The sequence below is a fragment of the Sphingobium sp. DEHP117 genome, from assembly GCF_030867385.1.
Lineage (GTDB): Bacteria > Pseudomonadota > Alphaproteobacteria > Sphingomonadales > Sphingomonadaceae > Sphingobium.
Genome location: NZ_JAPFBJ010000001.1, coordinates 32296 through 55743, shown reverse-complemented (window position 1 = coordinate 55743; position 23448 = coordinate 32296). Strand labels below are relative to the sequence as shown.

The window sequence follows — 23448 nt, the reverse complement described above, 5'->3', positions numbered from 1 at the left end:
CGGCTATTTCACCGCGCCCCAAAGCGAGGACGCGCGCACATAGCCGCGCTTGCCGCTGACGTCGAACCGGCACCAGCCCTCGCCGCAATCGCTGACCCGGCCGACGACGCCCTGCTCTGCCCGGTACAGCAGCGGCGTGGCGTCACTGCGGTCCTGCCGCATATCCGCAGCGACATCCCGCACCATCGCGGTCGCGGTGTCGCTCAGCAGGCGCACATGCATCCAGCCCTGCGTACCGTCAGGGTCCTGGATCTTGCGCCAGTTGCCCAGCACCTGCACAACCTTCACCGGCATGTCGCGCCGCTGGTAAATCCAGTTGGAAGGGTAGTCGAGGCTCGGCCCCACGCGCATCCGCGCCTCGTCCGCCGCTATCGACGCCCAATAAGGCGGCGTTTTCGGTCCAGCATAGGCAGGGCGCGCGCCAAGAGCCGCCGCCGCCAACAACACCACGCATACCACGCCCCGCACCCGCGCATATCCCATTTTGCTGTTCTTCCTCACCCGCACCAGATAGCGGCAAGCTGTGCGCGAAGACAAGGCCCTTGCGCATCACGGCCGCGCGATACCGCCATCTGTGCTTGACCTCGCCTACCGCAAGGCGATAGCGGTCATGCCATGCCGAAAATGCCGCGCCCCGCCCGCCCGAGAGTGATCGTCACCCGCCGCCTGACGCCCAGCGTGGAGCAGCGCATGGTCGAGCTGTTCGATACCGTGCTCAGTCCCAATGACGCCGCGATGACGCGTGACGAGCTTGCCGCCGCCATGGCGGATTGCGACGTGCTGGTGCCGACGGTGACGGACCATATCGACGCAGCATTGATCGAAGCCGCGCCCGAGCGGCTGCGCATGATCGCCAACTTCGGCAATGGCGTTGATCATATCGATCTCGGCGCCGCGCGTCGCAGGGGCATCATCGTCACCAACACGCCGGGCGTGCTGACAGACGACACCGCCGATATGGTGATGGCGCTCATCATCGCTGTGCCGCGCCGCCTCGCGGAGGGGGAGCAGATTTTGCGCGCCGGGCAATGGGCGGGGTGGAGCCCCTCGGGTCTGCTCGGGCATCGCATCGGCGGCAAGACGCTGGGGATCATCGGCATGGGCCGCATCGGGCAGGCAGTGGCCCTGCGCGCCGCGCCTTTCGGTCTCTCGGTCGTCTATCACAACCGCCACCGCCTGCCCGAAAGCGTAGAGCGCGCCACCCGCGCGACATGGATAGAGTCGCTCGACGAGCTGCTCTCCACCAGCGATTTCGTGTCGATCAACTGCCCGCTCAATGACGACAGCCGCGGCATGATCGACGCGCGCCGCATCGGCCTGATGAAGCCCGACGCCTATCTGATCAACGCCTCGCGCGCCGAGGTATATGATGAGGAAGCGTTGATCGGCGCGCTGGAATCCGGGCGCATCGGGGGCGCGGGGCTAGACGTTTTTGCGCATGAGCCTGCGGTCGATCCGCGCCTGCTCACCCTTACCAACGTGGTCCTCAAACCCCATATGGGGTCGGCCACCATCGAGGGGCGCGACGCCACCGGCGACAAGGTGATCGCCAATATCCGCACCTGGGTCGATGGCCACCGCCCGCGCGACCAGGTGCTCGAAGGTCTTTTCTGACCGCGCGCATCACCCTCGACAACCGCCGACGAACATGACAGTCTTGCCCGATGCGGGAGAAGGAACTGAGGCTGGCGCTCGTCTGCTACGGCGGCATCAGCCTGGCCGTCTATATGCACGGCATCACCAAGGAAATATGGAATTTCGCGCGCGCGAGCCGGGATTTCCATGAGGGCAAGGACGCGGGGCAGGAAGGCGTGCTCGGCATCTATCGGGATTTGCTGCGCAGCATAGACAAGCAGGCGAAGCTCCGGGTCCGCGTGGTGATAGATATCATCGCAGGCGCGTCGGCGGGCGGCATCAACGGCATCTTTCTCGCGCAGGCGATCGAGACCGGCCAGTCGCTTGAGCCGCTGACCGACCTTTGGCTAGACAATGCCGATGTCGAGCAACTGCTTGACCCAGACGCCCGGCCCGCCGCGCGCTTCACAAAATTCTGGGCACAGCCGCTGGTCTGGCTTGCCGCGCGCCGCCGGGGGGACACGGTCGAGCGCACGGTCTCGCCCGACACGCGCGAGGAGGTGCGTCGCAAGCTCTCCAGCTTCGTGCGCTCGCGCTGGTTCCAGCCCCCCTTCGGCGGCCAGACGTTCACGCGCCTGTTACTGAACGCGTTTGACAGCATGGCGCGCTCACACAAGGAGCGCCCACTGCTGCCCTTTTCCTACCCGCTCGACCTGATGGTGACGGTGACGGATTTCGAGGGCTATCCCGAAATGCTGCGACTGAACAGCCCGCCGGAGGTGCAGGAGATGGAGCACCGTCTCACCATCAACTTCCGCACCAAGCTGCGGCAGGGCGCGCTCGCCGATGCAGCGGAGCTGGTGTTCGCCGCCCGCGCCACCGCCAGCTTTCCCGGCGCCTTCCCGCCCTTCACCGTGCGAGAGCTGGACAAGGTGCTGGACAAGGCAAAGCGCCACTGGCCGGGGCGCGAACGCTTCCTCAACCGCGTGCTGCCCCAGCACAGCGCGCTGGGCCAGGCGGAGAATGCCGTGCTGATCGACGGATCGGTGCTGACCAACGCCCCCTTCGCCCCCGCCATCAGCGCACTGAAAGACCGCCCGGCGCGGCGCGAGATCGACCGCCGCTTCGTCTATATCGACCCCAAGCCGACATCGGGACGCGCCTTCGCCTTCAACCGGAACAGGAAGGCGAATAATGGCGGGGAGGAACCGGACGAGAAGCCCCTGCCCGGCTTTCTGCGTACCATCTTCGGCTCCTTGAGCGACATCCCGCGCGAACAGCCGATCCGCGACAATCTGGAGGCGATCGAAACCCGTTCCCGCACCATCCGGCGGATGCGCCGCATCACCGAGTCGCTGCGTGAGGAGATTGAGCGCGAGATCGAGGACACCTTCGGCCACACCTGGTTCCTGGATCAGCCAACGCCAGAGCGGCTCGCCAACTGGCGCGCCAAGGCGCAGACGCGCGCCGCCATCAACTCAGGCTTTGCCTACCCCGCTTATGCGCTGGTGAAACTCTCCTCCATTGTAGAGGAAGTGGTGGCGATGCTGTTTCGCCTAGGCGGAGACGGCAGCCCCGCCCTGCGCGAGACGTTCCGCCAGTCGGTCTGGGCGCACATCCGCGAGCACGGGCTGGACCAGATGCGCGAGGAGCGCAAGGGCGGCGCGCGGCCGGAGATCATCGCCTTCTTCCGCGATCATGACCTCGGCTTCCGCATCCGCCGCCTGCGCTTCATGGCCCGGCGCCTGACGGATGTGGCAGACAGCCCGGCACCGGAGCTGGTCGAGGCGGTCGGCATCATGCGCAACTCGATCTATTCCGCGCTCGCCATCTATCAGGAGAGCGAGGCGAGCGACTCCTATTCCGAGGTGATGATCCAGTCCGCCGAGGCGACCGCGATCGACCCTGCCCATGCGCTGTCCGAACTGGCCGAGGCGCGCAATCTGAAGGCGAAGGACGTGGCGGTGGAGGAGATGCTGGCCGGCGCGCTCTCCGGCCTGCCCAAGGCGGAGCGGCGGGCGATGCTGCTCACCTATCTCGGCTTCCCGTTCTACGACATCGCGACGCTGCCGCTGCTTCAGGGCGAGGGGCTGGACGAGTTCGACCCGATCAAGGTCGACCGCATCTCTCCCGACGACTGCTCCTCGCTGCGCGCAGGCGGCGCTGCGGCGATGCTGAAAGGCATAGAGTTCAACAATTTCGGCGCGTTCTTCAGCCGCGTCTATCGCGAGAACGACTATCTCTGGGGCCGCCTCCACGGCGCGGAGCGGATGATCGACATATTGCTATCGACGGTGAAGGAAGGCGATCTGGCAGGCGCGGCGGAACTTGCCCGCACCGCCAAGTTCAAGGCCTTCACGGCGATTTTGGCGGAGGAGGAACCGCATTTACGCCACGTCGCGGATTTGATCGCTGAGCTGAAGGGGGTTGTGGGGGCGAACAACGAAGGAAAATAGGCCCTGAAGGGAATTCCTCTGTTGTTGCTCGTCACCCCGGGCTTGACCCGGGGTCCCGCTGCTCTTTCAGACGAGCATCTCGTATAAGTCCTGCCACTCCGGATTGCCGTATTCTATCAGATCGAATTTCCACTGGCGCCGCCAGCGTTTGATGCGCTTCTCCTGCTCGATACAACCGGTCATGCTCTCCCCAGCTTCGGCCCATACGAGCCGATCAAGCCGATATCTCGCGCAAAAGTCGGAGCCTGATCCTGATCTGTGCTGAAGGATGCGAGCAGCCAAATCAGCTGTAACACCCACATACATGGTCCCGCGATAGCGGTCCGCCATGATGTAGACCCAGCCGCCCTGTCTCCCACCGCGCATGTCCCGAGAATTATAAAAGCGGGACCCCGGGTCAAGCCCGGGGTGACGACATCAGGAGGGACCGCCAATCCCTACCCCAAATCGTCCCACATCTCTTTCAGCTTGCTGAAAAAGCCGCTGGATGCCGGGCATTCGTCGCCCGTCTCCGTCGCGCGGAATTGCTCCAGCAGTTCCTTCTGTTTGGCGCTCAGCCGCGTCGGCGTCTCGACGTCGATCTGCACCACCATGTCGCCGCGCGCGCCGCGTGAGTTGAGCGCCGGCATGCCCGCGCCGCGCTGGCGCAACTGCTTGCCGGACTGGATGCCCGCCGGGATCCTGATCTTAACCGCCTCGCGGTCCAGCCCCGGCACCTCGATCTCGCCGCCCAGCGCCGCCGTGGTGAAGCTCACCGGCGCGCGGCAGAACAGGGTCGTGCCGTCGCGCTCGAACACGCGGTGGCGCTTTAGGTGCACGAAAATATAGAGATCACCCGGAGGCGCACCGCGCGCGCCCGCCTCGCCCTCGCCGGTCAGGCGGATGCGGGTGCCCTCATCCACGCCCGCCGGAATGTTGACGGAAAGCGTCTTCGGCTTGTCCACCCGCCCCTCGCCTCGGCAGGCGCGGCAGGGGCTTTCGATCACCTTGCCCGCGCCGTGGCAGGCCGGGCATGTGCGCTCGACCACGAAAAAGCCCTGCTGCGCGCGCACCTGACCATGCCCGCCGCAGGTGGTGCAGGCGCGGGTGCCGGTGCCCGGTGTCGCGCCCGATCCGTCGCATTCGCCGCATGAGGCGGAGACCTCGATCGAGATTTCCTGCGTCTTGCCGGTGAAGGCTTCTTCGAGGCTGACCTCAAGGTCATAGCGCAGGTCCGCGCCGCGCCGCTGTTGCTGCCGCCCGCGCCCGCCACCAAAGCCACTGCCGCCGAAAATCGTCTCGAAGATGTCGCCAAGGTCAGAGAAGCCCGCGCCGCCGCCGTTAAAGCCGCCCGGCCCGCCATTCTCGAACGCGGCATGGCCATAGCGGTCATAGGCCGCGCGTTTCTGGTCGTCCTTCAGGCAGTCATAGGCCTGATTGATCGCCTTGAACTTCGCCTCGCTGTCCTTGCAGCCGGGGTTGCGATCCGGGTGATATTGCATGGCGAGCTTGCGATAGGCGGACTTGAGCGTCGCGCCATCGGCGGTGCGCTCCACACCCAACAGCTCATAGAAATCAACTTGCGCGCTCATTCATTCCCCCGGGAGAACGTCCGGCTGCCTCTCCCCAGATCGAGGCAGCCGGAGATCACTGGCCGTTACGCCTTGCCGTTGTCGTCCACTTCGGAGAATTCGGCGTCGACGACGTCGTCGTCCTTCTTCGCGCCGGCGTCGGCATCGGGAGAGGCAGCGGCGGCCTGCTCCTTCTCGTAGATCGCCTGGCCGAGCTTCATCGCCACGGTGGCAAGCTCCTGCGCCTTTTCCTTCATCGCTTCCGGCTCATTGCCTTCCACCGCGGTCTTGGCGGCGGCAATCGCGGTTTCGATCTCGGCCTTCAGCGATGCGTCGACCTTGTCGCCATGCTCTTCCAGCTGACGCTCGGTGGTGTGGATGAGGCTCTCGGCGTTGTTCTTCGCCTCGGCGGCCTCGCGGCGCTTCTTGTCCTCGTCGGCAAACTGCTCCGCTTCCTTGACCATCTTGTCGATGTCGGCGTCAGACAGACCGCCAGATGCCTGGATCTTGATCTGCTGCTCCTTGCCGGTGCCCTTGTCCTTGGCGGAAACGTTGACGATGCCGTTGGCGTCGATGTCGAACGTCACCTCGATCTGGGGCACGCCGCGCGGCGCGGGCGGGATGCCCACCAGGTCGAACTGGCCGAGCAGCTTGTTGTCCGCCGCCATTTCGCGCTCGCCCTGGAACACGCGGATCGTCACCGCCTGCTGGTTGTCGTCCGCGGTCGAATAGACCTGGGATTTCTTGGCCGGGATCGTGGTGTTGCGGTCGATCATGCGGGTGAACACGCCACCCAGCGTCTCGATGCCGAGCGACAGCGGGGTCACGTCGAGCAGCAGCACATCCTTGACGTCGCCTTGCAGCACGCCCGCCTGAATGGCCGCACCCATCGCGACGACCTCATCCGGGTTCACGCCGGTGTGCGGCTCCTTGCCGAAGAAGTCCTTCACCGCCTCGCGCACCTTGGGCATGCGGGTCATGCCGCCGACCAGCACCACTTCGCTGATCTCGTTTGCCGAGACGTCCGCATCGGCCAGCGCCTTGCGGCACGGCTCCATCGTGCGCTTGATCAGGTCCGCCACCAGACGCTCAAGATCGGCGCGGGTGATCGTCTTGACGAGGTGCTTCGGCCCGTTCTGATCCGCCGTGATGAACGGCAGGTTGACTTCGGTGGTCTGCGCGGAAGACAGCTCGATCTTCGCCTTTTCGGCGGCTTCCTTCAGGCGCTGGAGAGCCAGCTTGTCCTTGGTGAGGTCGATGCCCTCGTCCTTCTTGAAGCTCTCGGCCAGATATTCGACCACCTTGGAGTCGAAGTCCTCGCCGCCGAGGAAGGTATCGCCGTTGGTGGACTTCACCTCGAACACGCCATCGCCGATCTCGAGGATCGAGATGTCGAAGGTGCCGCCGCCAAGGTCATAGACCGCGATGGTCTTGCCGTCCTGCTTTTCGAGGCCATAGGCGAGCGCGGCCGCCGTCGGCTCGTTGATGATGCGCAGCACCTCAAGCCCCGCGATCTTGCCGGCATCCTTGGTCGCCTGGCGCTGGGCGTCGTTGAAGTAGGCGGGCACGGTGATGACGGCCTGCGTCACGGTCTCGCCCAGATAGCTCTCGGCGGTCTCCTTCATCTTCTGCAGCGTGAAGGCCGAAATCTGCGACGGGGAATAATCCTCGCCGCCCGCCTTCACCCATGCGTCGCCGTTGCCGCCCTTGGCAATGGTGTACGGCACCAGCTCCATGTCCTTCGAGGTCATGGGATCGTCGAAGCGGCGGCCGATCAGGCGCTTCACCGCGAAGATCGTGTTCTCCGGGTTGGTCACGGCCTGGCGCTTCGCCGGCTGGCCGATCAGGCGCTCGCCATCCTTGGTGAACGCGACGATCGAGGGCGTGGTGCGCGCGCCTTCCGCATTTTCAATAACCTTGGGCTTACCCCCGTCCATCACCGCGACGCAGCTGTTGGTCGTGCCCAGATCGATACCGATAACTTTTGCCATCTATGTCCTCTTTAACCCCAAAGTTTCAGCGGTTGAGGGAGCGGCATCGCCACAGAGGAGCCGGTGCCGCCACCCGTTCGAGATGCGATATAGGGGCGCTTTTTCTTGGCACAAGACACACGAACGCCTAGCACTGCCGACGAGTCGAATTTTGGGACAGTTCCGAGGGATTATCATGATGCGTCTCGCCCGCCTTGCCGCCCTGATCGCCGTACCTTTGGCCCTCTCCTCCTGCGCGGACCCCGCGCCGCTCTATGTCGATCAGGCCTGGGTACAGCTGAACGCCAACCCGCAAGCGCCGTCTTCCGGATATTTCACGATCCACGGCGGGCCGGAGGCGGTGCAGCTGCGCGATGTGCGGACCGAGGGCGCGCTCCGGATCGAGATGCACGACAATGCGATGAAAGACGGCAAGATGACGATGACGCCGCTCGCTGCGGTCGATGTCCCCGCGCAAACCAAGGTCGCGTTCGCGCCAGGCGGCAAGCATCTGATGATTTTCGGCATCAACCCGGCAGTGGTGAAGGAAGGCACGATCAGCCTGATGTTCCTCTTCTCCAACGGGGATCGCCTGCCGGTGGACGCCACGATCAAGACGGCGGGAGGCGACGCCGCGCCGATGAACGCAATGGACCACGCACACTGAGCCAGTTCCGCACGTGACGAGCCGCGCACTGACGAACGGCGAACGTGCGCTCGCGGCATCGATCTTCGGGCCGGCGATCGATTATGATCGTGTGTGCGTCCACATTCGCAAATTCTGGCCGTTCCAGCCGCGCACATACACGATGGCGCCGGATGGGCACTTGTGGTTCCATCCGCATGGCGATCTGTATTGCGCCGATTTCGGCTGCGAAAGCCTCTCGATGCAGGGCCATTTCATCCACGAGATGACGCATGTATGGCAGGCGCAGACCAGAGGGCGCTGGTATCTCCTCCTCATGCGCCATCCGTGGTGTCGCTATGATTATGCACTGGAGCCAGGCAAGCCGTTCGACCGCTATGGCATAGAGCAGCAGGCGGAGATCGTCCGCCATCTCTTCCTCTATCGGCGCAGCATATGCCCTAAGGGCGCGCCGCCGCAGGCGGAGCTGGAGGCGCTGGTGCCGTTCCAGCGCCGCTGATCAGCTCCAGACGAAGGGCAGCGGCGCCTCGCGAAAGGCGAAGCGGTCTAGATGCTCGGCCACCACCTGCTTCACGCGAGGCAATGCCTCGGCATCCGTCACCTCCAGGTCCACTTCAAGCATATCCGGCTTGGCCCTCATGCGAAGAACCCCCGCGCCAAGCTCAACCATGCCCTGCTCGGCATCACACTCGACTTTGAACTTGTGGGACCAGTGCTTGCACAGCTGCTGAAGATAGCGGCTGGCATGGGCCGTCGCGACCGTCGCCGTCGCTCTTCCTGATGTGTCAGCCATCATTTCAACCTTTCGATCTTCGCGGCGGTCTCATCGATCAGCGCCGCCACATCCAGGATGGTATCGTTGTCGGCCCCTTCCTTGCGCAGCCGTATGGCGAGCGCGGCCTTCAGATTACCCATCGCCCGCCGAACCGGCGCGATATCCGGCGAAGGCGCCGCCTGCTCCGAAAGCCGGCCGATCCGCATGAGCACCTCGTCGCACTGCTTGCGATGTTCAGCCAGATGCGCCTCTCCTGCCGGAGTAATGGCGAATTGCTTGCGCGTTCCGGCCGTCGGTTGCTCGCTGATCTGTTCCATCTCGGTCATCATCGTCAGCGCCGGATAGACCACGCCCGGACTCGGCGCATAGGCACCGCCGGACAGCGTCTCGATCTCGCGGATCAGGTCATAACCATGGCGCGGCTCGATCGCGATCAGGTGCAGCATGAGCAGGCGCAGCTCCGCATTATCGAACAGCCGCCTGCGCATGCCGCCGTGTCCGCGGCCACGGAAGCCGTCGCCGTCAAACTCATCGCCGAAGCCGCCATAAGGGCCGGGTCCACCACCTGCTCCCCTGCCGTAACCCCGGCCCGAGGCGTGCAAATCAGCGCCCGCAATTGGCACCCGCGACCTGTGATGATGGCCGCCGGAGCGGCCGCAAGAATGCATGATCTGCATATTCCATTACCTTCAAAACTATTCCAGATGCACTTAAGATATATCTTATTTTGGAATATGCAAGAACAAAAGATATATCTTACGGAAAAATCACAGAGGTCAGTCCGGCTTTTTGGCCACGCCCACCAGCGCCGGGCGCAACAGGCGATCCTTGATTTTGTACCCCGCCTGCATCTCCTGAATGATCGTGCCGGGGGCCTCATCGCTCGGCAGCTCTACCATTGCCTGATGCAGATTGGGATCGAGCGCTTCGCCGAGCGCCTTCACCTTCTCGATGCCGTGGCGCGCGAACACGCTTTCGACCTCGCGGCCCGTGGCTTCAAGCCCCACGACCAGTGCCTTGAACTTGTCGTCCTCGCGCAGCTCCGCCGGTATGGAGTCAAGCGCGCGGCCCAGATTGTCCGCTACAGAGAGGATGTCGCGCGCAAAGGCGGTTGCGGCATAGGCGCGGGCATCGGCCAGCTCCTTCTCCATGCGGCGGCGCACATTCTGCGTCTCGGCATGGGCATAGAGCACGTCCTGCTTGGTCGTTTCCAACTCCTGCTCCAGCGCGGCGAGCTTGGCGTCGAGATCATCCAGTGCCTCGCTTGCGCCATCTTCCACGGCAGCCTGCGCCTCGGCCTTTTCGTTCTGGTCCAGTTCCATATTCTCGTCGTTCATCTCATCAATCTCGATAATGTCTGTGCGGTGAAATCCACCATGGGGATCACGCGCGCATAGTTCAAGCGGGTTGGGCCGATCACGCCGACCACGCCGACGACCCGCCCTTCCCCATCGCGGTAGGGCGCGGCTATGACCGAAGAACCGGACAAGGAAAAGAGTTTGTTCTCCGATCCGATGAAGATTTTGGTGGCGGCGGCCTGCATCGCGCCCTCCATCAGCCGCGAAATCTCCTGCTTGCCCTCCAGCTCTTCCAGCAGCTGCCGCACGCGCTCAAGGTCGGCGGAGGCATGTTCGTCGATCAGGTTCGCCTGCCCGCGAACGATCAGCACCGGGCGCTCCGCCGCATCGCTGCTCCAGCTCGCCAGCCCGCGCTCGACCAGCCCACGCGCGGCTTCATCGAGCGCAGCCCGGTCCTGCGCCAGTTCCTCGCCCAGCTTCTCGCGTGCCTGCGCCAGCGTGAGGCCGGAAAGGCGCGCTGAGATAAAATTTCCCGCTTCGATCAGCGCGGAACTATTGGTGCCCGGCGGCAGATCGACGATCCGGTTTTCGACACTGCCGTCCGCGCCTACCAGCACCGCCAGCGCCTGCTCGCCCCTGCCCGGCCCACCCTGCTCCAACGGCACGAAGCTGAACTGGCGCAGCACTGTCTCACGCCGTGGCACCAACACCATTCCCGCGCAGGCAGACAGGCCGGAGAGCACCGCGCTCGCCGAGGCCAGCGCGTTTTCGATCGGCCCGCCGCCTTCGCCCAGCCCCTGCTCGATAACGCGGCGCTCTTCAGGTGACGGCTCGGCCATCTGCATCATGCCGTCGACAAACAGGCGCAGCCCGCTCTCGGTAGGCACGCGTCCGGCGGAGACGTGGGGGGCAGCCAGAAGCCCCATTTCCTCCAGATCCTGCATCACGTTGCGAATGGAGGCGGAGGAGAGGTTCAGGCCCGGCAACTGGCTGATGGTGCGCGAGCCAACGGGTGCGCCATTGCCCAGATAATTCTCGACCACCAGGCGGAAAATGTCGCGCGCGCGATCGTTCAATTCTGAGATCGGGGTGACTCGCATGCCTCCTATGTATGATCGCTCGCCAGCAGGCTCAATCACTCATACATATAGAGGGCGGCGGAAACCAATTCCGCCGCCCTTGTCGCTTTCGCGACCTTAATTATATCGGGGCTTCAGCACCGGCGGCTTCAGCGCCCCGCTATTGCCAAAGCTGTAGCTGACCTGCTGCGGGCTCGCGACCTCACCCTTTTGACGCTCGTCGTCCCACGCCTCTGCATTTGCCTCGATGGCGGCATCAGCCTGCGGCCGGTCCATATTGCTGCGACTGAGCAGAAAATCCGCCCGGCGCAGTCGGTTCTTCCGGGTGAGGAAGGGGTTCTCCGCCGACGGGGCAGCTGCCGCCATCGCCTCGCGCTGGTCTCTCGAGGCAGCACTGCCGTCCACCTCCCGCGCAAGTGCCCGGGCAGGCATACCGGCCCGCGTAGGCTCTGGGGTCGGCCTCGACGATATGACCGGCTCAACATAGGGCGCGGGCGCCAGACGCTCTTCGGCAATCGCCTCGCCCGGCATCGCAAACCGCTGCGCCGGATCGACCTCGACGAACTCCTCTCTGGCGTTCACCGTGTCGCCACTGCGCACCGGCTCGACGACGTCACGACGATTGCGACGGGCCGCCAGCGCTGAACCCGCAGCCACCACACCCAGAGCGCCCAGGCCCAATAGCCACAGCGCCGTATCCGAACTGCCGTCCTCCGGGAGGGCGGGCGTCGGGGTGGAGGACGCAGCCGGTTCAGGCTGCGGAGCCGTGGTCTGAATAGGAGGTGGCGACGATTGAACCGGCGAAACCGGAGCTTCCGTTACCGACCGGGCTGTCGACGGTGCAGGCGGGGTGGCTGCCTGTCGCTCGGCAGGGGTCACGCGTGCGGGCGCTACCTTGGTCGCACTCCGTGCAGCCGGGCGCTCGGCTGGCGCTGCTTCCTCAGCCGTGTCCGCTGCCACCGTCGGCGCAGGCGGCGTCGGCTGAACGACAGGCGAGCTGGGCTGGAATATGACCTGAGGCGTGGCTGCAGGAGCAGGCGCCGTTTGCGCAGGCGCTGGCGCGGCAGGCTCGGCTGTCGGCGCAATGATGACCGGCGGCGCGGCATCAACCGTCTGAGCCAGCGCGGCGGTGGAAGGGATCGCGATAACAGCGGCAATCGCTGCTATGGCGGGGCGAGCGGGGGAAAAATGCTGTTTCATGATGGAGTTAACACGCGCAAATCCGGAATTGTTCATGCCCGGCCTGTCGTGGCGCGACGGACAGAAACGCCAGATCGGTGAGCCGAAACGCGTTTGGTTGAGCTGAAGCTGGCGCGCGTTGGGCTGAATCCGCTTGTGCCCGCCGCGCTTGCTGCATAAGCGACAGCCCGACCAATAGCACTTGAGAGAAAGGTTCCAGCATGCGCCCTTCAGGCCGCTCCCCCGATCAAATGCGTGGCATAGCCATCGAGCCGGGGTTCACCCGCCATGCCGAGGGCAGCTGCCTGGTCAGCTTCGGCGACACCCGCGTGCTCTGCACCGCCAGCATCGAGGAGAAGGTTCCCCCCTTCATGCGCGGCAAGGGCGAGGGGTGGATCACGGCCGAATATGGCATGCTCCCCCGCGCCACGCACACGCGCGGCAGCCGCGAGGCCGCGAAGGGCAAACAGTCTGGCCGGACGCAGGAAATCCAGCGCCTCATCGGCCGGTCGCTCCGCTCGATCGTGGACTTGAAAGCACTGGGCGAGCGGCAGATCACGCTCGACTGCGACGTGATTCAGGCCGACGGCGGCACGCGCACCGCCTCCATCTCCGGCGCATGGGTGGCGCTGCGCATCGCGGTAGACAAGCTGCTGGCGTCCGGCGCGCTCAAGAGCGACCCCATCATCACGCAGGTCGCGGCGGTGAGCTGCGGCATCCATGGCGGCACGCCCGTGCTCGATCTCGATTATGTCGAGGACAGCTCGGCAGAAGCCGACGCCAATTTCGTGCTGACCGGTGACGGCAAGCTCGCCGAGGTGCAGGCAACCGCCGAAGGCGCGACGTTCGACGAGGAGGAGCTGTTGCGCCTGCTGCGCCTCGCGCGCATCGGCTGCGCAGAGATTTTCGCGGCGCAGAGAAAGGCGACCGGCCGTTGAGCAGAAAGCTCTCCCCCGGCAGGCTGGTGATCGCCAGCCACAATGCGGGCAAGGTGCGCGAGATTGCAGAGCTGCTCGGCCCGCACGGCATGGAGCCGGTGTCCGCAGGCGCGCTCGGCCTGCCCGAGCCGGAGGAAACAGGCACCACCTTCATCGCGAATGCCGAGCTCAAGGCTCTGGCCTCGGCGACAGCATCCGGCCTGCCCGCTCTGGCGGACGACAGCGGCCTCTGCGTTTCGGCCCTGGGCGGCGACCCCGGCATCTATTCCGCGCGCTGGGCGGGGGAGACCAAAGACTTCTCGCTCGCCATGGCCAAGATCCACCAAGCGCTCGAAGCAGTAGGCCCGGACGCCCCGCGTGACGCGCATTTCATCTGCGCATTGAGCCTCGCCTGGCCGGACGGTCATGTGGAAAGCTTCGAGGGCCGCGTGGATGGCAGCCTCGTCTGGCCGCCGCGCGGGGAGAAAGGCTTCGGCTACGACCCGATCTTCGTTCCGCAAGGCCACGCCATCACCTTCGCGGAGATGGACCCCGCCGCCAAGCACGCGATGAGCCACCGCGCCGACGCCTTCCGGCAATTGGTGGAGGCGGTTTTCTGAGAGTTTTCATGGATTACCGCACCAGCCCTCTCCCCCTCCCAACCTCCCATAGGATACCATATCGGGAGGTTGGGAGGGGGAGAGGGCTGGAACCGCGAATGGTCATTCTGTAAGAATGACCCATAAAATGCGCCCAGCTCCCCTGGCCCTCTACATCCACTGGCCGTTCTGCGCTTCCAAATGCCCCTATTGCGATTTCAACAGCCATGTGCGTGAGAGCGTGGACGTGGGCGCATGGCGCGCGGCGCTGCTGGCGGACATGGCCTATGAAGCAGCGCAGACCGGCCCGCGCGTCCTCGGCTCGATCTTCTTCGGCGGCGGCACGCCCAGCCTGATGCCGCCCGCTCTCGTCGCGGATCTCATCGCGGCGGCGGGGCGGCACTGGACGTTCGCGGACGATATAGAGATCACGCTGGAGGCGAACCCCAACAGCGTAGAGGTCGCCCGCTTTGCCGACCTCGCGGCGGCTGGCGTCAACCGCGTGTCATTGGGCATCCAGTCGTTCGAGGCGGATGCCTTGCGCTTCCTCGGTCGCGCCCATGATGCAAGCGAGGCGCATACCGCGCTCGATGTCGCGCAAAGCACGTTCGCAAGGGTTAGCTTCGACCTGATCTACGCCCTGCCCGGTCAGAGCCTCACGCAATGGCAGGCACAGCTCAAGGCCGCGCTCGCCCGCCAGACCTCGCACCTCTCGCTCTATCAGCTCACGATAGAGCCGGGCACCCGCTTCGAAACCCTGGTCCGTCAAGGCGATTTCACGCCGCTGGACGCCGATCATGCCGCCGATCTCTATGAAGCAACGCAGGAACTGGCGGCGCAGGCGGGCATCCCCGCCTATGAGGTGAGCAACCACGCCCGCGCGGGTGAGGAGAGCCGCCATAACCTCGCCTATTGGCGCTATCAGGATTATGTCGGCATCGGCCCCGGCGCGCACGGGCGGCGGCCTTTTCGTCTGGATGCCTCACCAGCCCACTCCCCCTTCCAACCTCCCATAGGATACCATATCGGGGGGTTGGGAGGGGGAGCGGGCTGGAACCGATCACCAACCAGAACCAGCGCGACCCAGCGCCACAAAAAGCCGGAAAACTGGCTCGCCGCTGTCGCGCGCAACGGGCACGGCGCGCAAGCCGAAACGCCACTCGCGCCTGAGGATCAGGCGCGCGAGGCGCTGATGATGGGGCTGCGGCTGGCGGAGGGGATAGACATCGCCGCCCTCTCCGCCCGCCTCGGCCTCGATGCCAACGCGATGATCGATAACGCGGCAGTGGCGCGCCTGACCGGTCACGGCCTGCTGCACGCCGACGGCCCCCGCCTCGCTGTCACGCCTGCAGGCATGTTGCTACTCGATGCCATCCTGCCGCAGATTGTGGTATAACTTGGGTCATGAACGGCCTTAACCCCCTGCTCGCCGCATGGCACCGGCATCTCTCGACAGAGCGTCGCCGCTCCGCCCACACGGTGCGCGCCTATATCGCGAGTGCGGAGCGGCTGCTGGGCTTTCTCGCCCGCCATCAGGGCGCAGTTCCTTCCTCCAAAACCCTCGCCGCCCTGCCCGCAACAGACCTGCGCGCTTTCCTCGCCCAGCGGCGCGCTGAAGGCCTCGGCAATGCCTCGACCGCGCGGGAATTGTCCGCCATCCGCGCCTTCCTCGCCTTCGCAGGCGGAGAGGACGCCGCCGTGCCGCCGATACGCGGCCCGCGCGTCAAGAAAGGCGTGCCCCGCCCGGTCAGCCCGGACGATGTCATCGCGCTCGGCGAGGATGTGGCCGAAAATGCCGCCGAGCCGTGGATTGCCGCGCGCAACTGGGCGGTGCTGCTGCTGCTCTATGGCGCGGGCCTGCGCATCTCAGAGGCGCTTTCGCTCACCGGGGGCGATGTTCCGGCGGGCGAGACCATCCGCATCACCGGCAAGCGCGGCAAGACGCGGATCGTGCCGCTGCTCCCTCAAGTGCGCGAAGCCTTGGCCGAATATGCCGCGCTCTGCCCTTATGGCACCGGCAAGGCCGAGCCGCTGTTCCGTGGCGCGCGCGGCGGGCCGCTCGACCCCGCGATCATCCGCAAGGCAGTGCGGGAGGCGCGGCGGCGGCTGCAACTGCCGGAGCGCACCAGCCCCCACGCCCTGCGCCACAGCTTCGCCACGCATCTCCTCGGGCGCGGCGCGGACCTGCGCGCGCTACAGGAACTGCTCGGCCACGCGAGCCTCAGCTCCACACAAATCTACACCCATGTCGACGCCGCCCACCTGCTAGACGTCTATCGCAACGCCCATCCAAGGGCGTAAACGGGGGAACTATGAGCAATCATTTGGAAGATCTAGTTGCGGAATGGCTTGAATATAATGGATATTTCGTCAGAAAGTCCGTTCTCGTTGGTCGCCGTTCCAACGGAGGGTATGACGGTGAACTCGACGTGGTTGGCTTTCATCCCAACCGCAACCACCTCATACATATAGAATGCTCGCTTGATGCCCTCACTTGGGAAAAGCGTGAAGCGCGGTTCACACGAAAACTGGAACAGGGCAGAAAATACGTTCCGGAACTTTTCTATGGACTACATTCAGACGCAGAACTTGATCAAATCGTGTTGCTCCAGTTCGGTGGGGGACAGAAGTCTGAAATCGGGGGCGGAAGACTGATATGGGTGTGTGATCTTGTTTCCGATATTATGGATCGCTTGAGCCTTTTATCACCTGATAAAAGTGCCGTTCCAAGCACTTATCCATTGCTTAGAACGATGCAACTGGCGTCGCAGAAAAAGCGCCAGCGAAAAAATCATCACCGGCTAATAGCTGTTTAAGATGAGGGCTTAGCTCCCCGCTCACTCCTCCTTCGGCTTCCAGCGGATCAGCCGCCACACGAACCACAGCAACCCGAACGCCAGCGTCGCCGTCGCCAGCGGCCCGAGATAATCGTCGATCCGCTTGAAGTGCGCGCCCATAAAATAGCCCGCGCTCGCGAGAATGATGTTCCAGATCGTCGAGCCCGCCGCCGTCCAGATCAGGAAGCGCATCGGGTGCATGCGAAATATCCCTGCGGGCAGCGAAACGATCGTGCGGAAGGCGGGCATAAAGCGGATTACGAACACGATTTTCTCGCCATGGCTGGCGAACAGCCGGTTGAGATGCGTGATCGTGTGCCAATCAAGCGTCATGAAACGGCCGAACCGTTTCACAAAGGGACGCAGCCGTTCCATTCCAAGGGTGTAGCCCAGCAGGTACCACGGAATATTGCCGATCGTGGTGCCCACCGTCCCCGCGATCAACAGCGGGATCATCTCCATCCGCCCCTGCCCCACGCGGATGCCGCCAATACCCATGATGAGTTCGGACGGGATCGGCGGAAAGACATTTTCCAGCACCATCAGCAGCGCGATGCCCCAATAGCCGCCGCCGTCGATCAGATGGATTACCCAGTCGGTCATGGATGCCATAAGGTCAGGCCGCCGTCACCTGTACGCGCTGCTGGTTCATCTGCGCGAAACCGTAAGCCGTGAGAAATGCGACGTCCGCCGCGTCGCGCCCCACGCCGATTTTCGCCATCGCGCCCTCATCTGCCATCCCGGTAGGGTCGACAAGGTGCCACTCCCCACCGAGAAAAACCTCCGCCACGGCGTGGAAGTCCTGCGGCGTTACGCCCAGCGCATAAACGCTGGCGATACGCGCGGGAATACCCGCCGCACGCACCAGCGTTATCATCAGATGGGCAAAGTCGCGGCAAATGCCCTGTCGGGTGACGAACGTATCGAGCGCGGTGGTTTCGCTGTCGCTCGCCCCCGGCTCATACCGGATATGGCGATATATCCAGTCCCGCATGGCGGCGACCTTGTGCCCACCATCGAGACCGGCGAACTCCGCTTCTACGAAATTGCTGAATTTGAGCGCGGGGCAATAGAGCGAGGGCAGCATATACTCCACCGTCTCGCCGGGAAGTCGGTGCACCTCGACCTTGTCGAGCGTGGCGATGTCGGCGACGATGCGACGGATATCCACCGTGGCACGATAATCGACTGTGAGCTGGCCCTGATGCCGCAGCCATATACGCTCGCCGATCGCATTGTGCGCGGGCACGCGGGCGAAATGCGGCGTTTCCGAAGTGGCGAGGAAGTTGTTCGTCAGCATCTGCTCAGGGATTGCGGCGGCTTCGATTTGCAGGAGAATTTCGGTCGGCTCGGCAAAATAATAGTCCAGCCAGGCTTCGAGGAAGATTTTCATGCATCACACAACGCACATGCGGCCTTTTGGAGCCGTAGCCCTCAAACGATCTTCGCCTCGATCGCGTCCCATATCATCGCGCCGGTGTCGGTGCCGTTGAACGCGTCGATGGAGACGATCCCCGTAGGAGACGTGACGTTGATCTCCGTCAGCCACTCGCCGCCGATCACGTCGATGCCGACGAACAGCAGCCCGCGCTTTTTCAGCTCCGGGCCTAGCGCCGCGCAGATTTCGCGCTCCCGCTCGGTCAGCTCGGTCTTGGCGGCTGACCCGCCGACCGCGAGGTTGGAGCGGATTTCGCCCTGCCCCGGTATTCGGTTGATCGCGCCCGCCACCTCGCCATCGACCAGCACGATGCGCTTGTCGCCCTTGGCTACAGCCGGGATGAACGCCTGCACCATGAACGGCTCGACCCAGCTCGCATTGAACAGCTCGACCAGCGCGGAAAGGTTCGCGCCATCCGCCCCGACGCGAAACACCGCATTGCCCGCATTGCCATAGAGCGGCTTGACGACGATCTCTCCATGCTCGGCGAGGAAGCTTTTCACTTCGGCCAAATCCCGCGTGATCATCGTCGGCGGCATGAAGCGCGCATAATCGAGCACGAACAGCTTTTCCGGCGCATTGCGGACGGACGCCGGGTTGTTCACCACCAAAGTCTCGCCCTCGATCCGCTCCAGCAAATGCGTCGCGGTAATATAGCTCAAGTCGAACGGCGGGTCCTGCCGCATCAGCACCACATCGACATCGCGGCCAAGATCAAGGCTCTGCCAGTCGCCAAAGCTGAAATGGTCGCCCTCTTGCGGGCGCACCGTTACAGGGCGCGCCTTCGCGATCAGCCGCCCGTCGCGCAGCGTCAGCGCCGGTGCCTCATAATGCCACAGCCTGTGCCCGCGCGCCTGCGCGCTGAGCATGATGGCGAAGGTCGAATCCCCGCCGATCTTGATCCCTTCCATCGGGTCCATCTGCACGGCGACATTCAAGGGCATCGGGCTAACCTCCAAAATAAGCGTTCGTCACATGGCGCGGCCTATGGCCGGGCGCAAGCAGGATCACGTCGATCTGCATATCATCCCCCGCCTTCATATACTCATGCGCCACGCTTTCCGCCGCCGCGGCCACGCGCGACAGACGCCGCTCGTCGATCGCGAGGTCCAGCTCCGCCGGGGTAGCGCGCGCCTTCACCTCGACGAAGATGACGAGGCCGCCGCGCCGGGCGATGATGTCGATCTCCCCTGCCCGCGTTTTCACCCGCCGCGCCAATATCTGCCAGCCCTTGAGCCGCAGCCACCAGGCGGCGATGCGCTCGCCCTGCCGCCCGCGCTTTTCGGCGGCGAGGCGGGCGGGAGACTTCATTCCGCCTTCAGATCGAGCGCGCGGGCATACAGCGCCCGCCGATCCAGCCCGGTCGCCTTCGCCACCTCGCTCGCCGCCCTGCCCACGGGCAAGCGCTCCAGCGCCTCCCGCAACAACGCATCCGCATCATCCGCACTGGCCGCCGGAGCCTCCCCCGGCGGGCCGACCACCACCACGATCTCGCCCTTGGGCGGCGCATCGGCGGCGGCATAAGCGCGCGCCAGCTCGGCCAGCGTGCCGGTGCGCGCTTCCTCATGCAGCTTTGTGATCTCGCGCGCGACACACGCCTCGCGCCCCTCCCCCAAAGCCAGCGCCATGTCGGACAGCGCAGCAGCAAGGCGCGGCCCGCTCTCATAGAAGACCAGACTCGCCCTCAGCCCCGCCACCTCAGAGAGAGCATCGGCCCGCGCCTTCGCCTTGGCTGGCAGGAAGCCCATGAACAGGAAACGGTCCGTCGGCAGGCCGGATAAAGTCAACGCCGCTATCGCCGCGCAAGGGCCGGGAATGGTCGTCACGCTGCGCCCCGCCGCGCGCGCATCGCGCACCAGCTTATAGCCGGGGTCGGAGATCAGCGGCGTGCCCGCGTCAGACAACAGCGCCACCGCTTCCTGCCCCATCCGCGCCACCAGCTTCGCCCGCACCGCCTCGTCGCTATGGTCATGATAGGGCAGCATCGGCCGGTCGGACCCGGCATGGCGCAGCAGGCGCGCGCTCACCCGGCTGTCCTCCACCGCCACCACATCGGCGTTGCAGAGGATATGAGCCGCCCTGGGCGTCAGATCAGACAAGTTGCCGATTGGCCCCGCCACGATATAAAGGCCCGGAGAAAGTGGTTCGACCATATAAGGATGTGCAATGGCAGAGACGGGTGCCCTTCGGCAAGCGAAGTTGTGGAACGGGGCGCGGGGCATGGCCCGACTCATGGTGGTGGCGGGCGCGGTTCTGCTCTCGGCGTGCCAGACGATGATCCCGCGCGGCAAGGGGCCGGAAGTGACCGGCCCGGCCAGGCCTCCGGTGGTGCAGCCCGGCCTGCCGTCCGACAGCGAACGCCATCGCGTCGCCTTGCTCGTGCCGCTCACCGGGTCAAACTCCGGCGTCGGCCAGTCGATCGCCAATGCCACCACGCTGGCGTTGCTGGATACGAACGCGACCAACGTGCGCATCACCACCTATGACACCGGGCGCGGCATCGCCAATGCGGTGACGAGCGCGATCAACGACGGCAACAAGCTGATCCTCGGGCCGCTGACCGCCGAAGACGCGAACGCCGCCGCCGCCCCTGCGCGCCGTGCGGGCGTGCCGATCGTCAGCTTCTCCAACGACACGGGCGTTGCCGGCAACGGCGTTTTCATCATGGGCTATACCCCGGCGCAGTCGGTCGAGCGGGTCGTCGATTATGCGCGCGGCAAAGGCATCACCAAGTTCGCGGCGCTGGTGCCTGGCGGCGCTTATGGCGAGCGCACCGGCAACGCGCTGCTCGCCACCGTGCGTCAGGGCGGCGGCACCGTCGTCGCGATGCAAAACTATGACCGATCGCCCGGCGCCATCACCGCCGCGATCAGGAAGCTCGGCCCACCGGCAAACTATGAGGCGGTGCTGATCGCCGATGGCGGCCGCGTCGCGATGCAGGCCGCGCCGATCCTGCGCAAGAGCGGCGCTGCCACCGCGCGCATCCTCGGCACGGAGCTGTGGAACACGGAAAACGCGCTCGCCACCAGCCCGGCCCTGCGCGGCGCATGGTTCGCCTCAGTGTCAGACGCCTATTACCGCCAGCTCGCCACCAAATATCGCGCGCGCTTCAACGCCGCGCCATACCGGCTGGCGGCCATGGGTTATGACGCGGTGCTGCTCACCGTCCGCATCGCTCAGGATTGGCGGCCGGGCAGCGCCTTTCCCATCTCGCGCCTGACGGACAAGGGCGGGTTCGCCGGGATCGACGGCGCCTTTCGCTTCGGCTCCGATGGCGTGGCCCAGCGCGCGCTGGAGGTGCAACAGGTGGACGCGTCCGGCTTTTCCGTGATCGACGCCGCCCCGCGAGGCTTTGGCGAGTAAGAACTTTAATGCGGGAGTTTTAGGCATTCGTGTTTCTCCCATCATACAGGATTTCCCCCGTCATCCCGGACTTAGCTTTGCCCGGAAAAGCGAGAGCTTTTGCGTGGCAATGCTTGATCCGGGATCCCGCTTCCACTTTCTGCGCCCGGCCTTCTGGATCCCGGATAGCGCGATTTCCTGCCCAAATCCTGACGGATTTGGAGAAAATCGGCTTCCGGGATGACATATTATTATCGTGAACTCCCGCATGGTCTCAGGCACGCCGATGCCTGATCTGTTCCCTGAAACCGAAACCGGCCGCGTCCCCGCTCCTTCGGATACCGGCCCGCTGGCGGACAGGCTGCGCCCCGCCCGGCTGGAGGATGTCGTCGGGCAGGAGCATCTGACCGGCCCCGAGGGCGCGATCGGGCGGATGGTGGCGGCGGGCAGGCTGTCGTCCATCATCTTCTGGGGGCCGCCCGGCACCGGCAAGACCACCATCTCGCGCCTGCTCGCCGACGCGGTCGGCATGCGGTTCGAGCCGGTCTCGGCCGTGTTCACCGGCGTTGCGGACCTCAAGAAAATCTTCGCCGCCGCGCGCGACCACGCGAAGATCGGCCAACGCACATTGCTGTTCGTGGACGAGATTCACCGCTTCAACCGCAGCCAGCAGGATGGCTTCCTGCCCTATGTCGAGGACGGGACGATCACGCTCGTCGGCGCGACGACCGAGAACCCGAGCTTCGAACTGAACGCCGCCCTCCTTTCCCGCGCGCAGGTGCTGATCCTGCGGCGGCTGGACAGCGCGGCGCTGGAAAAGCTGCTCGGCCGCGCCGAAGCCCTGATGGAGCGCGCCCTCCCGCTCACGTCCGATGCGCGCGAGGCGTTGATCGCGTCGGCGGATGGCGATGGCCGCTTCCTGCTCAATCAGGCGGAGACATTGTTCGCGGTGGAACTGGCTGAGCCGCTCGATCCCCCCGCCCTCTCCGCCCTGCTGCATCGGCGTGTCGCCGTCTATGACAAGGACCGCGAGGGGCATTACAATCTCATCTCAGCCCTGCACAAATCCCTGCGCGGGTCAGACCCGCAGGCCGCGCTCTATTATCTCGCGCGGATGCTCGTGGCGGGCGAGGAACCGCTCTATGTCCTGCGGCGGCTGGTGCGCTTCGCAAGCGAGGATGTCGGCCTTGCCGATCCGCAGGCGCTGGTCCAGTGCCTCGCCGCCAAGGATGCCTATGATTTTCTCGGGTCGCCCGAGGGTGAGCTGGCGATCGTGCAGGCATGCCTCTATCTCGCCACCGCCCCCAAATCCAACGCCGCCTACAAGGCGCAGAAAGCGGCATGGAAATCCGCGAAAAACACCGGCTCGCTGATGCCCCCCGCCAATATCCTCAACGCGCCGACCAGGCTGATGAAGGACATCGGTTATGGCGCCAACTACGCTTATGATCATGACGCGCCAGAGGGCTTCTCGGGCGACAATTACTGGCCGGAGGAGATGCAACCTGCGACCTTCTACACCCCCACCAATCGCGGCCTCGAAAAGCGCATCGCCGAACGTATCGCCTACTGGAACGAGCTGAGACTGAAGCGATAGCATTAGCCTTCCCCGTCATCCCGGACATAGAGCATCGTGCGCAAAAGCCTGTCCTGAGCTTGTCGAAGGGTGGGAACGGGTTTTGCGCCAAAACGATGCGGTAAAACAAAAACTTAGAGCGCGCTGACCGATCCAGATTTAACGCAGCGCGCTCTAGCGTTGGCCGAAAAGCTGACAGGCTTTTCGCGGC

General features: G+C 64.8%; 25 protein-coding genes. 11 read left to right on the top strand and 14 right to left on the bottom strand.

Translation table 11 applies throughout. The features are described from left to right. Positions 1–3 precede the first annotated feature (3 nt). Positions 4–483 (bottom strand): SH3 domain-containing protein, encoded by a 480-nt coding sequence (locus OOT33_RS00285; protein WP_373690510.1) that lies wholly within the window; start codon positions 481–483, stop codon positions 4–6. 132 nt (positions 484–615) lie between these two features. Between OOT33_RS00285 and OOT33_RS00280 the strand changes: the two genes are divergently transcribed. Then, positions 616–1614, top strand: coding sequence for an NAD(P)-dependent oxidoreductase (locus tag OOT33_RS00280; protein WP_307747969.1), 999 nt, complete (start codon positions 616–618; stop codon positions 1612–1614). Between the two features lie 50 nt (positions 1615–1664). Further along, on the top strand, positions 1665–4031 hold the full coding sequence (locus OOT33_RS00275; RefSeq protein WP_307747967.1) for a patatin-like protein: 2367 nt from the start codon (positions 1665–1667) through the stop codon (positions 4029–4031). Between the two features lie 66 nt (positions 4032–4097). Here the strand turns inward: OOT33_RS00275 and OOT33_RS00270 are convergent, their stop codons facing one another. The 3 genes from OOT33_RS00270 to dnaK form a co-directional block, all read right to left on the bottom strand. Then, a complete protein-coding gene (locus OOT33_RS00270; protein ID WP_307747966.1) occupies positions 4098–4397 on the bottom strand; it encodes a GIY-YIG nuclease family protein in 300 nt (99 codons plus the stop codon). 71 nt (positions 4398–4468) lie between these two features. Then, on the bottom strand, positions 4469–5602 hold the full coding sequence (dnaJ, locus tag OOT33_RS00265; RefSeq protein ID WP_307747965.1) for a molecular chaperone DnaJ: 1134 nt from the start codon (positions 5600–5602) through the stop codon (positions 4469–4471). A gap of 65 nt (positions 5603–5667) precedes the next feature. Continuing rightward, complete coding sequence (dnaK, locus tag OOT33_RS00260) at positions 5668–7572, bottom strand: molecular chaperone DnaK (RefSeq protein ID WP_307747963.1); 1905 nt, start codon at positions 7570–7572, stop codon at positions 5668–5670. 175 nt (positions 7573–7747) lie between these two features. On the opposite strand from dnaK, the gene OOT33_RS00255 reads away from it, so the two are divergent. Together OOT33_RS00255 and OOT33_RS00250 are read left to right on the top strand one after the other, a co-directional pair. Continuing rightward, positions 7748–8218: a copper chaperone PCu(A)C gene (locus OOT33_RS00255; RefSeq protein WP_307747962.1), complete on the top strand. Its 471-nt coding sequence runs from the start codon at positions 7748–7750 to the stop codon at positions 8216–8218. 13 nt (positions 8219–8231) lie between these two features. Then, positions 8232–8696: a vgr related protein gene (locus OOT33_RS00250; protein ID WP_307747961.1), complete on the top strand. Its 465-nt coding sequence runs from the start codon at positions 8232–8234 to the stop codon at positions 8694–8696. Here OOT33_RS00250 and OOT33_RS00245 read toward each other — a convergent pair whose 3' ends face one another. The 5 genes from OOT33_RS00245 to OOT33_RS00225 form a co-directional block, all read right to left on the bottom strand. After that, the gene (locus OOT33_RS00245; protein WP_307747960.1) at positions 8697–8990 is read right to left on the bottom strand and encodes a DUF2218 domain-containing protein; all 294 of its coding nucleotides are present in this window, start codon (positions 8988–8990) and stop codon (positions 8697–8699) included. Further along, the gene (locus tag OOT33_RS00240) at positions 8990–9418 is read right to left on the bottom strand and encodes a helix-turn-helix transcriptional regulator (RefSeq protein ID WP_307747959.1); all 429 of its coding nucleotides are present in this window, start codon (positions 9416–9418) and stop codon (positions 8990–8992) included. Before OOT33_RS00240 ends, OOT33_RS00245 begins: the two co-directional genes overlap by 1 nt. Before the next feature lie 330 nt (positions 9419–9748). Beyond that, a complete protein-coding gene (gene grpE, locus OOT33_RS00235) occupies positions 9749–10309 on the bottom strand; it encodes a nucleotide exchange factor GrpE (protein ID WP_307747958.1) in 561 nt (186 codons plus the stop codon). Then, positions 10306–11370: a heat-inducible transcriptional repressor HrcA gene (hrcA, locus tag OOT33_RS00230; protein ID WP_307747957.1), complete on the bottom strand. Its 1065-nt coding sequence runs from the start codon at positions 11368–11370 to the stop codon at positions 10306–10308. The genes grpE and hrcA overlap by 4 nt, the downstream gene beginning before the upstream one ends. Before the next feature lie 96 nt (positions 11371–11466). Then, entirely contained in the window at positions 11467–12585 is a 1119-nt protein-coding gene (locus OOT33_RS00225; protein ID WP_307747956.1) for a hypothetical protein, read from the bottom strand. A gap of 164 nt (positions 12586–12749) precedes the next feature. Here OOT33_RS00225 and rph point away from each other — a divergent pair, with 164 nt between their 5' ends. The 5 genes from rph to OOT33_RS00200 all read left to right on the top strand — a co-directional run bounded on the left by rph (position 12750) and on the right by OOT33_RS00200 (position 16860). Then, positions 12750–13466 (top strand): ribonuclease PH, encoded by a 717-nt coding sequence (gene rph / locus OOT33_RS00220; RefSeq protein ID WP_307747955.1) that lies wholly within the window; start codon positions 12750–12752, stop codon positions 13464–13466. After that, positions 13463–14065, top strand: coding sequence for an RdgB/HAM1 family non-canonical purine NTP pyrophosphatase (rdgB, locus tag OOT33_RS00215; protein WP_307747954.1), 603 nt, complete (start codon positions 13463–13465; stop codon positions 14063–14065). The genes rph and rdgB overlap by 4 nt, the downstream gene beginning before the upstream one ends. 127 nt (positions 14066–14192) lie before the next feature. Further along, on the top strand, positions 14193–15440 hold the full coding sequence (gene hemW / locus OOT33_RS00210) for a radical SAM family heme chaperone HemW (RefSeq protein WP_307747953.1): 1248 nt from the start codon (positions 14193–14195) through the stop codon (positions 15438–15440). 8 nt (positions 15441–15448) lie between these two features. Further along, positions 15449–16345: a tyrosine-type recombinase/integrase gene (locus OOT33_RS00205; RefSeq protein ID WP_307747952.1), complete on the top strand. Its 897-nt coding sequence runs from the start codon at positions 15449–15451 to the stop codon at positions 16343–16345. A gap of 11 nt (positions 16346–16356) precedes the next feature. Continuing rightward, positions 16357–16860, top strand: coding sequence for a hypothetical protein (locus OOT33_RS00200; protein WP_307747951.1), 504 nt, complete (start codon positions 16357–16359; stop codon positions 16858–16860). Between the two features lie 21 nt (positions 16861–16881). Here the strand turns inward: OOT33_RS00200 and OOT33_RS00195 are convergent, their stop codons facing one another. Genes OOT33_RS00195 through rsmI form a run of 5 tightly spaced genes read right to left on the bottom strand, consistent with a single transcriptional unit; the run spans position 16882 to position 20472 of the window. Then, positions 16882–17484: a VTT domain-containing protein gene (locus tag OOT33_RS00195; protein ID WP_307747950.1), complete on the bottom strand. Its 603-nt coding sequence runs from the start codon at positions 17482–17484 to the stop codon at positions 16882–16884. A 13-nt stretch (positions 17485–17497) separates the two neighbouring features. Then, a complete protein-coding gene (locus OOT33_RS00190; protein ID WP_307747949.1) occupies positions 17498–18274 on the bottom strand; it encodes a transglutaminase domain-containing protein in 777 nt (258 codons plus the stop codon). Positions 18275–18315: 41 nt separating this feature from the next. Then, positions 18316–19263 carry a glutathione synthase gene (gene gshB / locus OOT33_RS00185; RefSeq protein ID WP_307747948.1) on the bottom strand — a complete coding sequence of 316 codons (948 nt, stop codon included), beginning with the start codon at positions 19261–19263 and terminating at the stop codon, positions 18316–18318. Positions 19264–19267: 4 nt separating this feature from the next. Beyond that, positions 19268–19630, bottom strand: coding sequence for a YraN family protein (locus OOT33_RS00180; protein WP_307747947.1), 363 nt, complete (start codon positions 19628–19630; stop codon positions 19268–19270). Continuing rightward, positions 19627–20472 carry a 16S rRNA (cytidine(1402)-2'-O)-methyltransferase gene (gene rsmI / locus OOT33_RS00175; RefSeq protein WP_307747946.1) on the bottom strand — a complete coding sequence of 282 codons (846 nt, stop codon included), beginning with the start codon at positions 20470–20472 and terminating at the stop codon, positions 19627–19629. Before rsmI ends, OOT33_RS00180 begins: the two co-directional genes overlap by 4 nt. A gap of 67 nt (positions 20473–20539) precedes the next feature. Between rsmI and OOT33_RS00170 the strand changes: the two genes are divergently transcribed. Beyond that, on the top strand, positions 20540–21682 hold the full coding sequence (locus OOT33_RS00170; protein ID WP_307747945.1) for a penicillin-binding protein activator: 1143 nt from the start codon (positions 20540–20542) through the stop codon (positions 21680–21682). A gap of 265 nt (positions 21683–21947) precedes the next feature. Further along, the gene (locus OOT33_RS00165) at positions 21948–23258 is read left to right on the top strand and encodes an AAA family ATPase (RefSeq protein ID WP_307747944.1); all 1311 of its coding nucleotides are present in this window, start codon (positions 21948–21950) and stop codon (positions 23256–23258) included. The last annotated feature ends 190 nt before the right edge of the window (positions 23259–23448 follow it).